Origin of the sequence: Burkholderia sp. RS01, from assembly GCF_039748055.1 — a bacterium.
GTDB lineage: Bacteria > Actinomycetota > Actinomycetes > Actinomycetales > Micrococcaceae > Arthrobacter.
Map to the genome: position 1 here is coordinate 17,858 of NZ_JBDLAK010000015.1, position 13,802 is coordinate 31,659.

Consider the following 13,802-nt stretch of genomic DNA (forward strand, 5'->3'; position numbering starts at 1 on the left):
GGTCATAGTGGTGTTGCCCGTATGGTGATTCCACAGACCGCCGCTAGAAAGGTTTTCTGTGACCCCGTCTTCCGCGAAGAAGGAACCCGCCGCCCTGGCCGATGCGTCAGCCGAGGAGAAGAAGGCGGCAACTAACGCCAAGCGTGCAGCCACCCGCGCCGCCAACAAGGCTGTCAAGGATGCCGCGATCGCCGATGGCGGCTCAGCGTCTGCCGCTTCCAAGCCCGAGCCCAAGAAGCGCGGCCCCAAGCCCGGCGCCAAGGCGGCAGCCGAAGCTGCCGGAAGCCGCTCCACGTCCGATGACGATGCGGACGTCGAAGAGGATCTCGACGACGTATCACCCGACAGCGCGGATCTCGTTGACGAAGCCGACGAGGCAGGCAAGGGTGCCGCAGCGCCCACTGGCTCTGGATTTGTCTACTCCGATGCCGATGACGACGACGCCCCCGTCCAGCAGGTCATGTCCGCCGGCGCCACAGCCGACCCCGTCAAGGATTACCTGAAGCAGATCGGCAAGGTCGCCCTCCTCAACGCTGAGCAGGAGGTTGACCTCGCCCTCCGGATCGAGGCCGGACTCTTCGCCGAGGAAAAGATCAACGCCGACGACGGTTCCATGGATCCGAAGTTCAAGCGTGAGCTGGAATTCATCATCCATGACGGCAAGCGCGCCAAGAACCACCTCCTTGAGGCGAACCTCCGCCTCGTGGTGTCGCTGGCCAAGCGCTACACCGGCCGCGGCATGCTCTTCCTCGACCTCATCCAGGAAGGAAACCTGGGCCTCATCCGTGCTGTCGAGAAGTTCGACTACACCAAGGGCTTCAAGTTCTCGACCTACGCCACGTGGTGGATCCGCCAGGCCATCACCCGCGCCATGGCCGACCAGGCCCGCACCATCCGTATCCCGGTCCACATGGTTGAGGTCATCAACAAGCTCGCCCGCGTCCAGCGCCAGATGCTGCAGGACCTCGGCCGGGAACCCACGCCCGAAGAGCTGGCCCTCGAACTCGACATGACGCCGGAAAAGGTTGTCGAAGTCCAGAAGTACGGCCGCGAACCGATTTCCCTCCACACGCCGCTCGGCGAGGACGGGGATTCCGAGTTCGGCGACCTCATCGAAGACTCCGAAGCCGTGGTTCCGGCCGACGCCGTGAGCTTCACGCTGCTGCAGGAACAGCTCCACTCGGTGCTGGATACGCTGTCCGAGCGCGAAGCCGGAGTGGTGGCCATGCGCTTTGGCCTCACGGACGGTCAGCCGAAGACTTTAGACGAAATCGGCAAGGTCTACGGTGTCACGCGTGAGCGTATCCGCCAGATCGAATCCAAGACCATGTCCAAGCTGCGGCACCCGTCGCGGTCCCAGGTCCTGCGGGACTACCTGGACTAGGAGCTTCCTGATACAGGAGCTTTGGATTGGACGCTAGAGCCAGGGCCGCCGCCGGATAATCCGGGTGGCGGCCCTGGCTTTTGCTTTTTGGCAGAACCTGGCTTCTGCTTTCAGGCAGAAAAAAGCCAGGGTCCCTTGCCGGGAGCCCTGGCTTTTTGCTTCGCGCTTTTCAGCGGCGTGGTCTAGTCGACCGGTACCGGTGCCTTCTCGTGAAGCCGGCCCGTCTCGTCGTGCCAGTCCGAGCTCAGCGGCTTGAGGGTCGCTTCGACGGCACGTGAATGGTGAGCGCAGAACAGCAACTCGCCTCCGGAGGACTCGAGTACAACCCGGACGTATGCCTGCGCACCGCAACGGTCGCAACGGTCAGCCGCAGTGAGTGTGCGGTCGGCAACTGCTGTGGTCATGTCGGCCTCCTTAGTAGATCTGTACATCTATATAACCAGCATTCGCAGCCAAACCATGGCAAGGATGTGTCACTTTCGCTGTCCGCGTATCACGTCTGCGTAACGAACGGGGTCCGCCTGACGCTGCGGCGGGAGTGGCAGCAGGGTGAAACGGCCCCGCAGGACTAGGCTAGAGGGAGCTTTTTAACGCCTCACCAGGCCCGTTGCTGAAGGAGTTCACGACCTGTGACACCGAGTTCTGATTACACCGCCCGCCACCTTTCGGTGCTGGAGGGCCTGGAGGCTGTCCGCAAGCGTCCGGGCATGTACATCGGTTCCACGGACTCCAGGGGACTCATGCACTGCCTGTGGGAAATCATCGACAACTCCGTCGATGAGGCCCTGGCGGGCTTCGGCCACGACATCAAGATCATCCTGCACGCGGACAATTCCGTCGAAATCCACGACGACGGCCGCGGCATCCCCGTCGACATGGAACCCAAGACCGGCCTCACCGGCGTCGAGGTCGTCTTCACCAAGCTCCACGCCGGCGGCAAGTTCGGCGGCGGCTCCTACACCGCATCGGGCGGCCTGCACGGCGTGGGCGCGTCGGTGGTCAACGCGCTGTCCGCACGGCTCGACGTGGAAGTGGACCGTGGGGGCAAAACCTACAAGATGTCCTTCCGCCGTGGCGAGCCCGGCCGCTTCAAGGACAGCGGCCCGCGGCCCGATCCGGCCGCCAGCTTCACCGCGTTCGTGGACGATTCCGTGCTCGACGTCGTGGGCAAGGCCAAACGGGGCGTGACCGGAACGCGCATCCGCTACTGGGCGGACCGGCAAATCTTTACGCCGGACGCCAAGTTCTCGTATGACGAACTGGCCGCCCGCGCACGCCAGACCTCCTTCCTGGTGCCGGGCCTGAAGCTCACGGTGCGGGACGAACGCAAGCTCGCAGGCACGCCGGGGGAGCTGGGCCCGCACGAGGAAGTGTTCCACCATGACGGCGGCCTCTCGGAGTTCGTGGAATTCCTCGCGATCGACTCCGGCGTGACGGACGTCTGGCGCCTGCACGGCGCCGGGAAGTTCAAGGAAACCGTCCCCGTGCTGGACGACAAAGGCCACAGCAAGCTGGCGGAGGTCGAACGGGACTGCGAAGTGGACGTCGCACTGCGCTGGGGGATCGGCTACGACACCGCGGTCCGCAGCTTCGTCAACATCATCTCCACCCCCAAGGGCGGCACACACCAGGCAGGCTTCGAGCAGGCCCTGGTCAAGACGTTCCGCAAGGCCGTCGAGACCAACGCCAGGAAGCTGAAGGCCGGCAACGACAAAATCGAGAAGGACGACATTTTTGCCGGCCTGACCGCCGTCCTGACCGTCAGGCTCGCTGAGCCGCAGTTCGAGGGCCAGACCAAAGAGATCCTGGGCACCTCCGCGGTCAAGGCGATTGTGGCCAGGGTGGTGGAAAAGGAGATTGCGGCCAAGCTCAACTCGGCGAACCGCAACGACAAGGCACAGTCGGCGCTGCTGCTGGAGAAGATCGTCAGCGAGATGAAGTCGCGCATCTCCGCCCGCGTCCACAAGGAGACGCAGCGCCGGAAGACCGCCCTCGAGACGTCATCGATGCCCACGAAGCTGGCGGACTGCCGCACCGACGACGTCGCCCGCTCGGAACTGTTCATCGTTGAAGGTGATTCGGCCCTCGGCACCGCGAAGCTGGCCCGGTCCTCCGACTTCCAGGCCCTGCTGCCCATCCGCGGCAAGATCCTGAACGTCCAGAAGGCATCGGTGGGGGACATGCTCTCCAACGCGGAATGCGCCGCCCTGATCCAGGTGGTCGGAGCGGGTTCGGGGCGCAGCTTCGCGATCGAGGCCGCCCGCTACGGCAAGGTCATCCTCATGACCGACGCCGACGTGGACGGGGCCCACATCCGCACGCTGCTGCTCACCCTCTTCTTCCGCTACATGCGCCCCATGGTTGAACAGGGCAGGGTGTTCGCTGCAGTGCCGCCGCTGCACCGGGTGGAGGTCATCAACCCGGGCCAGAAGGCCAACGAAATGATCTACACCTACTCCGAAGCTGAGCTCCATGCGCTGCTGGCCAGGCTGGCCAAGGACGGCAAGAAGTACAAGGAACCCATCCAGCGCTACAAGGGCCTGGGGGAGATGGACGCCGAGCAGCTGGCTGAAACCACCATGGATCCGCGGCACCGCATGCTCCGCAAGGTCAACATCGAAAACGCCCAGCATGCCGAAGCCACGTTCGACCTGCTGATGGGATCGGACGTTGCACCGCGGAAGGACTTCATCATCGCCGGTGCCGCGAGCCTGGACCGGGACCGCATCGACGCCTGAGGCCCGCGGGCCGGCGCGGCGACCCCGGCCGGACCTCAGTGCGGCGCTGTCAGCGGGAAGCCGCCAGCCGCGAGCAATCAGCCGAGCAGGCCGGGCACAATCAGCAGTGCGGTGGGGATGGCCAGCAGCAGGACGCAGACCGCCACCACTGCGGCGCGGAGGGCGGCGGGAAGTGGTGGCCGGGGCGAGAGAAGACGGCTGACGCGTGACGCCGTCGTGCTTGCCGAGCCGGAACCGGCGGAGCCGTCCGGCAGCTGCAGGCCAGCGCCGGGAAGTACGCCCGGGCCCATGGCCGGTGCCGCCTGCGGAACGGCGGAGCCGCTGGCCACGATCGCAATGGCCTTAATCAGCGTCACCTTACTTTCGGTCCTGAGGGCGACGTCGTCGGCGAGCATCTCGATCAGGGAGTTCACGGCTTCCTGGGCGAGGCGGGTGGTGGGCAGCCAGGGCAGGGCCTGACGCCAGGCCGCGAAGGCCCACAGCAGTAGATGGTGGCGCTGGTTCAGGTGGGCGTTCTCGTGAATGAGGACAGCGCGGAGCTCCGCGGGTTCCAGTGCTGCCATCAGTCCGTCGGAGAGCACGGTGACGGACCGGGCCCCGCCGGGCAGGCAGTACGCCACCGGCGAGTCATGGTTGATCACCACGGTGCCCGTGCCGTCGGCCGAAGGCGAGGCCAGCAGCGCCAGCAGTTCACGGTGGCGCCGGCGCTGCCGCTCGATCTTGTAATAGGTCAGCAGCAGCGTGAAGACGAGGTGCGCCGTCAGCAGGGCGGCCGCGGAGAGCGCAAACAGGTGCCAGAAGCCCAGCGCCGTGGTGGGTGCGTTGTGGAGCACCATTCCGGCCAGGGCCTGCAGCCCGGCGATTAGGTTGTCCCCGACCGGTTCGAGGCCGTAGACCAGCATGGCGCCGATCATCGACAGGCCGCCGGCGAGGCCGATGGCCTGCCAGAGCAGCATGGCCGTGAACGGATCCCGGGCCGGCCAGTGGGCGCGGGAAAGGAGGATAGGCACCGGCCAGGCCAGTACTATCGCCAGGACCGCCAGGAAGTATGAGGTCCAGAACATCTGCCGCTAGCTGTGGCCAAGCAGTTTGCGCAGCGTCTCGGCTTCACTTTCGGTGACGGATCCGATGAACCGGGCGAGAACGGCCTCGCGGTCCGGGGCGGATCCCAGCACCTCGTGCATGAGTTCGGCGGTGTGGTCCTCGCGGCTGGATACCGCCTGGTAGCGGTGGGGCCGCATGCCGCGTTCCCGTTCCACCAGGCCCTTCTTTTCAAGGCGCGACAGGACGGTCAGGACCGTGGTGACTGCCAGGTCCTTGCCCTCGTGCCCCGCTGCGCCGCCATGGGCAACCGTGCTCTGCGCGAGCATATCCCGCAGCGTGTTGGCGGTGGCTGCTTCGTGGCCCGCCCAGAGCAGGTCCATGACCGCCCGTTCCAGTTCCCCAAGACTTGCCATGTGTACATCCTTTTGACAACGCACTGCCTTAGGGCCGGCTGGCCCCGTGCTGTGATTCCAATTCTTCAAGTTCAAATCTAGCGTGTTTGTGCCGTTCTTTCTACATGAAGTAGAAGGCGTGGCGCGCCGCGTCTCATTGCAGCCCGGCGCGGGCGGTGTAACGATGTTTACAGCGTCGGATGCCGTGTTCTACACTCTGTAGAAGTTGATGTTCTACGTAACGTAGAAAACAGCGCATGAGAGCTTGAGACCTAGCCAAAAGTAGGGACCGCCTTGGAAGCCTTGGAAATCGCACGCTGGCAATTCGGGATCACCACCGTCTACCACTTCATGATGGTGCCGCTGACAATTGGCCTGGGCCTCGTCGTGGCAGTCATCCAGACCATCTGGCACCGGACGGGCAACCCGGCCTACCTGCGGATGACGAAATTCTGGGGCAAGCTCTTCCTGATCAACTTCATCATGGGCGTGGCCACCGGAATCGTGCAGGAATTCCAGTTCGGCATGGCGTGGAGCGAATACAGCCGGTTCGTGGGCGACGTCTTCGGCGCTCCGCTGGCATTGGAAGCGCTGCTGGCGTTCTTCGTTGAATCGACCTTCCTGGGCCTCTGGATCTTCGGCTGGAAGCAGCTCAAGCAAGGCGTCCACCTGGCCTGCCTCTGGATCGCCGTGATCGGATCCTTCTTTTCCGCGTACTTCATCATTGTGGCCAACAGCTGGATGCAGCACCCGGTGGGCGTCAAGATGATCGACGGCCGGCCGGTCATGACCGACGCGTGGGCGGTCTTTACCAACAACACCGCACTCGTGGCCGTGCCGCACACCCTCTTCGGCGCACTCGCGGTGGCCGGCGGTTTCCTGCTCGGCATCGCCTGGTACCACCTCTGGCGGCGGCGCAGGGACGGCATCGACACCGTCGGGGCCGACGGCAAGGTCATCCCGGGCGCTGCCGACATTCCGGGACGCGACCTTACCGACCACACCGTCTGGATCCGCTCGCTGCGGATCGGCGCCGTCGTCGCCATGATCTCCTTCGCAGGCACCGCGCTGACCGGAGACCTGCAGGGAAAGTTGATGTTCGAACAGCAGCCCATGAAAATGGCCGCCGCCGAGGCCGCCTGCCACGACGGGACGGGCTTCTCGGTCCTCAGCGTCGGCAACCTCGGGTCCCGGAACTGCGACGACATCGTGGCGCTGATCGAGGTCCCGGGCATCCTCTCCTACCTCGCCAAGGGTGACTTCACCACCGAGGTCAAGGGCGTCAACAGCCTCCTGGACCAGTACAAGGCCGATTACGGCACGCACGTGCCGAATGACCCGATCTACGGCGACCGGGCCGGCCAAGAGGTCCAGTACGTGCCCGTCATGGAGGTCACCTACTGGGGGTTCCGCATGATGATCGGCTTCGGGGGCGTCGCGGCGCTGGCCGCACTCCTGGCCCTGTGGGTCACCCGGCGCGGCACCGTGCCGGAGTCCCGCTGGCTCATGAGGCTCGCCGTGTTCGGCATCCTGGCTCCGTTTGGTGCGAACGCCGCCGGCTGGATCTTCACGGAGATGGGCCGCCAGCCGTTCGTCGTGGCGCCCAACCCCGACCTCAACGGCATCGACCAGGTCTTCATGTTCACCGCGGCGGCCGTTTCGCCCGGAGTCTCAGCCGGTGAGATCCTCACGTCACTGATCGTGCTCACCACCATCTATGCGGTGCTGCTCGTGGTGGAGGTGAAACTCCTCGTCAAGTACGTCCGCGGCGGCGTCGTTTCGGCCATGCCGGAACTGGTCCACGCACCGGTTGACGAGAACGAGGACAACATTCCGGGCCCGGGCGGGCCGGGGAAGTCCGGAACAGCCGACGACGTCCTGGCATTCGCCTACTAAGAGCTGAGGATACTGAGCATGGAACTGCTGCCGACCATCTGGTTCATCGCCATCGCCGTCCTGTGGACCGGATACCTCTTCCTCGAGGGTTTCGACCTGGGGGTGGGAATGCTGATGAAGATCTTTGCCCGCAACAACACTGAACGCCGCGTGCTCCTCAACACGATCGGTCCCGTCTGGGACGGCAACGAGGTATGGCTCCTGACGGCGGGCGGTGCCACCTTTGCGGCGTTCCCGTTCTGGTACGCGTCCCTTTTCTCGGCCCTGTACCTGCCGCTGCTCCTGGTTCTGGTCGCCCTGATCTTCCGGGCGGTTGCATTTGAGTACCGCGGCAAGGTGGACACCGACCGGTGGCGCAACACCTGGGACTGGGCCATCGCGGCCGGATCCTTCCTTGCCGCTTTCGGGGTGGGCGCCGCCCTGGCGCTGACCACAACGGGCCTGCCCCTGGACGCCAACGGAGACCGCGACGGCGGCCCGTTCTCCTGGTTCAACGGATACGCGCTGCTTGGCGGGTTCGCGGTGGCGGGGTTCGCCCTGCTGCACGCCCTGGCCTTCCTGGCGTTGAAGACCGACGGCGATGTGCGGCACCGGGCCCGGCGCTGGTTTGTGCGGCTGCTGCCGGTCCTGCTGCTTCCGCTGGCCGGCTGGGCCGTCAGCGTGCAGCTGCTCAGCGGCGAGGCCTGGACGGTGGCCGTGCTCGCCGTTGCGGTGGTCGCGGCGGCTGCCGCCTGGCTCCAGGCCCGGAGGGGCAACGAAGGCCGGGCTTTCCTTGCAGTCGGCGTGTTCCTGCTGTGCGGTTCGGCCTCCATCTTCGGAGCCGTGTTCCCGGTGGTCCTTCCGTCCACCATCGACCCCGCGTTCAGCCTGACCATCTCCAACGCGTCATCGTCCGACTACACGCTGGGCCTCATGAGCATCGTGGCATGCGTCGGCCTGCCGCTGGTGATCGCCTATCAGGCCTGGACCTACTGGGTGTTCCGCCGCCGGGTCAGCGCCTCGCACATCCCGGAGGCGCACAGCTTCCTGCCGGCGGTTGCCGCCAAGGCCTTCACCAGGAATGACTAACCGGCCGTGAGATCGCAGTTCCCCGCCGGTCCCTCAACGCGCCGCGCACTCTACGGCCTTGGCCTGCTCGCAGCGCTGAAGGCCCTGTCCCTGGTGCTCATGGCCCAGGCCGTGGCCTCCGTGTTGGCCGGGCTCATGGCGCACGACGCCGCCTGGGCTGCTCAGCTGGGCTGGGGGGCGGCAGGCGTCCTCCTCCGGTCCCTGACCGTCTGGGCGCAGGGAGTCGCCTCGCGCCGGGCCGCCCTTGGCGTCAAGGAGGAGCTGCGTGCACGGCTCCTTGAAACGGCGCTGCGCAACGGTGTCCGCGAGGCCGGCCCCGCCGACGGCGGGCTGGTCGTGCTCGCGACCCGGGGGCTGGATGCCCTGGACAGTTACTACACCCAGTACCTCCCGGCACTGGTGAACTGCGCCGCCATTCCGTTGCTGCTGGGCGCCCGCATCCTTCTCGCCGATTGGGTCAGCGCGGTGGTGATCGTGCTGACGGTTCCGCTCGTGCCTGTGTTTATGGTGCTGATCGGCCGCTACACGGAGGACAGGGTCCAGGAAGCGCAGGCGGCGCTGGCCCGGCTGTCCGCGCACATGCTTGAACTGGCCAAGGGGCTGCCGGTGCTGGTTGGCCTGGGCCGCGCTTCAGCCCAGCGCCGAGCCTTGGAGGAAATCTCCGAGGAGTACAGGTCGCGCACCATGGGGACCCTCCGGACCGCATTTCTGTCCGCCCTGGCCCTGGAGCTGATCGCAACGATCTCGGTGGCAGTGGTGGCCGTCTTCATCGGCGTCCGGCTGGTCCACGGCGACATGGTCCTCGAAGCCGGCCTGCTCGCGCTGATTCTGGCGCCGGACTGCTACCTGCCCCTTCGGGAGTTGGGAACGGCACACCACGCAAGCGACGACGGCAGGGCCGCACTCACGGAAACGACGGCGGTGCTGGAAGCAGCCGGGCAGCAGCGGCTGGAGCCCGTGCCGCCAGGCCAGACCGGGCTGGCCGTTCCGGCTGACCTGACCGTCAGGGACCTGACCGTCAGCTACGCGGGGAGGCAGGGCGCCGCCGTCGGCCCCCTCACCTTTTCGGCACCGGCCGGCCTGGTCACCGCGCTGGACGGCCCCAGCGGAGCAGGCAAGAGCACGGTCCTTGGCGTCCTCGCCGGCATCATCGGCTCCGGAGGAGGCGCCGACGTGAGCGGCGTCGTCGGCGGCTACATGGCCGGGGACGTTGCCTGGGTGCCTCAGCACCCCGTGATGGTGGCGGAGACGGTGCGGGACGAGATCCTGCTCTATCTCACGGCTAACGGCCAGACAGCCGCGGGCCAGGCCGGCACCGGCCCGGGGACCGCGGACCCGGCACCGGACGGTGACGTGCTGCGCTGTCTTGCGGCCGCCGGCGCCGGGCACCTGGCCGGCAAGCACCCGGCCGAACTCAGCCCCGGCGAGCTGCGCCGCGTTGCCCTTGCCCGAGGCCTGGCCCGCATCGAGGCAGGCGCCACGGTCCTCCTGCTCGACGAGCCGACGGCGCACCTGGACCGGGCATCAGCCAACGTGGTCCATGACGCCATCCGGGCCCTGCGCGGCCGGGCCACGGTCATTCTGGTGGCCCATGACCGCCAGACACGCGAGCTCGCCGACGAACTGGTGCCGCTGGCGGGGTCCGGCCGTGCCGCCGGAGCCACAGAAGCCGCAGGTGCCGAAGCGCCGGGTGCCGGCGGCATCACGGCGGCATCCGGGCGGCAGCTTGTCGGCTCCGGCTACGGAACCGCGCAATTTACCCGCGCTGCGCACACCGCCCGCGCTGCGCACACCGCCCGCGCCGCGCACACTGCCGGTGCCGCGCACACCCCGCCCTCCGCTCCTCCGACGGCCATGCTCCTGCGCCGCCTGCTCGCACCGGTGGGCGGCAGGTTCGCCCTGGCCGGCGTCGTCGGCATACTGGCCGCGCTCTTTGCCACAGCACTCTCCGGCCTGTCGGGGTGGCTCATCCTGCGGGCAAGCGAACAGCCGCCCATCCTGTACCTGCTGACGGCCATCGTGGGTGTCCGGTTCTTCGGAATCGGCCGGGCAGTCCTGCGCTACTGCGAACGGCTCCTGGTGCATGAAACCGTCTTCGCCTCACTGACCGTCCTGCGGGGCACCCTCTGGCAGTCGCTGAGCCAGCGGGCCCTGTCCCTCCGGCGCCTCCTGCAGGGCGGCAACGTGCTGGGTGCCATCATCGACGACGTCGACACCGTCCGGGACCTGCTTCCGCGGGTTGTCCTGCCGCCGGTCACGGCGCTCGCCGTCGCGGCCGCCGCCGCGGGCACCTCGGCGTGGATACTGCCGGCCGCCCTGCCAGCCGTTCTTGCCGCGGCTGTGGCCAGCCTGGTTGCGGCGCCGGCGGCCGCACTCGTTGCAGACCGGATGTCGGCAACCACCGAGCAGCGTCTGCGCTCCGGAGTCCTCCGCCGCATCGCTGCAGCGCTCGACGCCAGGGCCGAACTGCATGCCAACGGCGCGGCTCTGCCCGTGCTCGCGGACATCCGATCCCTGGACCGCGCGGCCACCCGTGCCGCCCAGCGTTCGGCCTGGGCCGAAGGACTGGGCACAGCGATGACGGTGGCCGCCTGCGGCGCCGGCGCGCTGGCCACTGCCGTCATGGCGGCGCCGCAGGTGCTGGCGGGGTCCGTCGCGGCCCCGATGGTCGCCGTCGTCGTCCTGTTGCAACTGGCGCTCGTGGAACCGTTTGCGGCCACGACGACGGCGGTGCGCCAGTTCCCGGCCCTGCGTGCCGTGCTGCGGCGGATCGGTGAGTCCGGTGTCCTCAGCCCCGGCGGGCCGGACGCGGGCGTGTCCGTCAAGCCCGGTGCGCGCCAGGGGGACCGGGCCGGACTGGAACTGGCTGGACTGTCCGCGGCATGGCCCGGCGGCGGAACCGTCTTCAGCGGGCTCTCTGCCGTCGCGGAACCCGGCCGCTGGCTCGCCGTCACGGGGCCGTCCGGTGCGGGCAAATCCACGCTGCTGGCCGTGGCCCTTGGCTTCCTCCCGGCCAGCGGGGGAGCGATAGCAGTCACCGGCGCCGCGGCGTGGTGTCCGCAGGAGGCCCACCTCTTTGATTCCACGGTGCGCGGCAACCTGCTGCTCGGACGCCAGGGGCAGCAGGCGGCGGACGGAGATGGCGCCGAACGGGACATGCGGGACGCACTCGCCGCTGTCGGCCTGGCACCGCTCGTCGCCCGGCTGGAGAACGGCCTCGACACGCGGATCGGCCCGGGCGGCGCGTTCCTCAGCGGCGGCGAACGCCAGCGGCTGGCCGTTGCCCGGACCCTGATGACCAAGGCCGACGTGATCCTACTCGATGAGCCCACGGCGCATTTGGACGCCGCATCGGGCCGGGAGCTGATGGCGGACCTCCGGGCCGGACTGAGCGCCCGGACGGTGGTGCTGGTAACGCACAACCCGGCCGACATCAGCCCCCATGACGCCTTGCTTGCCCTCGACGGGGACGGCCGGCCGGACGTGGACGGGGTGATGGCGCGCTCAGTTTCCGCCGGTTAGCCTGATGCCATGACGCAAAACGATGTTGCCGCCGCCTGCGCCGTTGACTTTCCGGCGCTGCACTGGCGGAACGCAGAGGCCGGGGACCTCGACTCGTGGGCGGCGCTCATCGCCCGCACGGCAGCGGCCGAGAAGCCCGTCTGGTTTGAGCACCGCGCCGAACTGGAGCAGCTCATGGAGTCCCGGAAGAACCCGCCCCGGTCCAACACCGTGCTGGGATTCGACCCCGACGGCGTCCCGCGGGCCTACGCCCGCATCTCCAAGAACAGGGACGGCGAGAAAGCGCACGGCTTCGGCTGCGTCGATCCGCAGTGGCAGCGCCGCGGCGTCGGCTCAGCCCTCCTGCAGTGGCTGGAGGCGCGGACGCGGCAGCGGTTCGCGGAGGATGCCGGCGCTGCCGGCGGGCCCGGTGCCGAACCCCGGCTCAGGATTTTCATCGAGCAAAAGCATGAGCACCAGGCCGCCCTCCTGGCCAGCAGTGGCTACCACGTGGTCCGGTACTTCAATGAAATGCACCGGCCGCTGGCAGGGCCGCTGCCCCAGGCGGTCCTAGACGCCGGCCTGGAGCTCGTGACCATGGAGCCGCACCTGAGCGAAGCCGTTCGCCTGGCGCACAACCAGGCCTTCGCCGATCACTGGGGCAGCGAGCCGCGCGACGAGGAATCGTGGAGGTTTACCGTCAACGACCCCCTGGCCCGCCCAGACCTCAGTGCGGTTGTCCTGGAAACGGGCACCGGTGATGTGGCCGGCTACCAGCTGGCGAGCCATGACCCCGAGAGCGCGGCGACGCGCGGCTTCAGCGAGGGCTACACGGAACTCCTGGGCGTGCGCCGTGAATTCCGCGGGCGGGGCATTGCGCAGGCCCTGCTGGCCGATGCCATGCGGCGGTTCGCGGCCGCGGGAATGGACAAGGCTTCACTGGACGTGGATTCCGAAAACCCGACGGGTGCGCTGGCGCTGTATCTCAAGATGGGGTACCACCCCGTCAACCGGAGCGTGGCCTGGGACAAGGTCCTCTGAACCGGCCTGCCGGAGCTGGCTCCACCCGCCGCGGGAGAGACCGTGGAGCCAGCCCTTAACGGCAGTGTCCCCCGAGGCGAAGACCGTTCAAGCCGCCCCCCAATCAGGTTTGACGGACACTCCCAAGCCAAAGACTATTCACCGGCGCCGCAACAGGCAATGGTCCGGGGGCAGTGAATTGTTTCCTGGCGGGCCCGGTCAGCCGTCGACGTCGTGGAGATGGTGAACGACGTCGTGCAGGAAATACTGCGCCAGTGTCAGCACGGTGAACTCCGAGCCGTTACTGCGGAGCCCGGTCCGGCCCCATTGCGACTCCGCAACGCGGGCGAAGGAGGCAGCCACCTGCTCGCCTTCCGCGGTGAGTTCGGCGCTCACCACGGCGGAGTCCGCATTGGCGTAATCCTTCTCCACCGCGGTGGCGTCCTGGTCCCAGTTCGCAAACTCAGCGTTGTCCTGGCCCAGCATCAGGTTCAGGCGCTGGTCGAAGAGGCTGAAGACATCGCGGACGTGGCAGGAGTACTCCAGCGGCGACCACGTACTGTCATCGGGGCGTTCGGCGGCATCCGGCCGGCGGAGTACGGCGCGCCAGCGGGGCAGCATGTTTTCGACGCTGCCGGGAACAGTCGCCGGCGTAACGGTGGAGGCATCAAATCCGCAGTCGCTGCACGGGCGGGACAGGACCCACGTCCAGTCTTTTTCATCCGGGATGATAGGCATGGCAGTAGTGTAGGCCGGATC

At 67.5% G+C, this 13,802-nt stretch carries 10 protein-coding genes; 6 read left to right on the top strand and 4 right to left on the bottom strand.

Features of this window, described 5'->3' with window-relative positions:
* The first annotated feature begins 58 nt into the window (after positions 1-58).
* Entirely contained in the window at positions 59-1,384 is a 1,326-nt protein-coding gene (locus ABFP37_RS14465; RefSeq protein WP_078026842.1) for an RNA polymerase sigma factor, read from the top strand.
* Between the two features lie 182 nt (positions 1,385-1,566).
* Here ABFP37_RS14465 and ABFP37_RS14470 read toward each other — a convergent pair whose 3' ends face one another.
* Positions 1,567-1,788: a hypothetical protein gene (locus tag ABFP37_RS14470; protein ID WP_056628651.1), complete on the bottom strand. Its 222-nt coding sequence runs from the start codon at positions 1,786-1,788 to the stop codon at positions 1,567-1,569.
* 225 nt (positions 1,789-2,013) lie between these two features.
* Here ABFP37_RS14470 and ABFP37_RS14475 point away from each other — a divergent pair, with 225 nt between their 5' ends.
* Positions 2,014-4,122: a DNA topoisomerase IV subunit B gene (locus tag ABFP37_RS14475; protein ID WP_078026841.1), complete on the top strand. Its 2,109-nt coding sequence runs from the start codon at positions 2,014-2,016 to the stop codon at positions 4,120-4,122.
* 77 nt (positions 4,123-4,199) lie between these two features.
* Here the strand turns inward: ABFP37_RS14475 and ABFP37_RS14480 are convergent, their stop codons facing one another.
* Positions 4,200-5,186: a M56 family metallopeptidase gene (locus ABFP37_RS14480; RefSeq protein WP_078026840.1), complete on the bottom strand. Its 987-nt coding sequence runs from the start codon at positions 5,184-5,186 to the stop codon at positions 4,200-4,202.
* 6 nt (positions 5,187-5,192) lie between these two features.
* Entirely contained in the window at positions 5,193-5,579 is a 387-nt protein-coding gene (locus tag ABFP37_RS14485; protein WP_078026839.1) for a BlaI/MecI/CopY family transcriptional regulator, read from the bottom strand.
* Positions 5,580-5,852: 273 nt separating this feature from the next.
* Here ABFP37_RS14485 and ABFP37_RS14490 point away from each other — a divergent pair, with 273 nt between their 5' ends.
* From ABFP37_RS14490 to ABFP37_RS14505, 4 genes are read left to right on the top strand one after another with little or no spacing between them, the layout of a single operon-like run.
* Complete coding sequence (locus ABFP37_RS14490; protein WP_078026838.1) at positions 5,853-7,454, top strand: cytochrome ubiquinol oxidase subunit I; 1,602 nt, start codon at positions 5,853-5,855, stop codon at positions 7,452-7,454.
* 18 nt (positions 7,455-7,472) lie between these two features.
* Positions 7,473-8,522, top strand: a complete 1,050-nt coding sequence (cydB, locus tag ABFP37_RS14495; RefSeq protein WP_078026837.1) for a cytochrome d ubiquinol oxidase subunit II — start codon at positions 7,473-7,475, stop codon at positions 8,520-8,522.
* A gap of 6 nt (positions 8,523-8,528) precedes the next feature.
* Complete coding sequence (gene cydD, locus ABFP37_RS14500; protein ID WP_347033990.1) at positions 8,529-12,044, top strand: thiol reductant ABC exporter subunit CydD; 3,516 nt, start codon at positions 8,529-8,531, stop codon at positions 12,042-12,044.
* 9 nt (positions 12,045-12,053) lie between these two features.
* Positions 12,054-13,064 (top strand): GNAT family N-acetyltransferase, encoded by a 1,011-nt coding sequence (locus ABFP37_RS14505; RefSeq protein ID WP_347033991.1) that lies wholly within the window; start codon positions 12,054-12,056, stop codon positions 13,062-13,064.
* A gap of 198 nt (positions 13,065-13,262) precedes the next feature.
* Here the strand turns inward: ABFP37_RS14505 and ABFP37_RS14510 are convergent, their stop codons facing one another.
* Positions 13,263-13,781, bottom strand: a complete 519-nt coding sequence (locus ABFP37_RS14510) for a DinB family protein (RefSeq protein WP_078026834.1) — start codon at positions 13,779-13,781, stop codon at positions 13,263-13,265.
* Between the last annotated feature and the right edge of the window lie 21 nt (positions 13,782-13,802).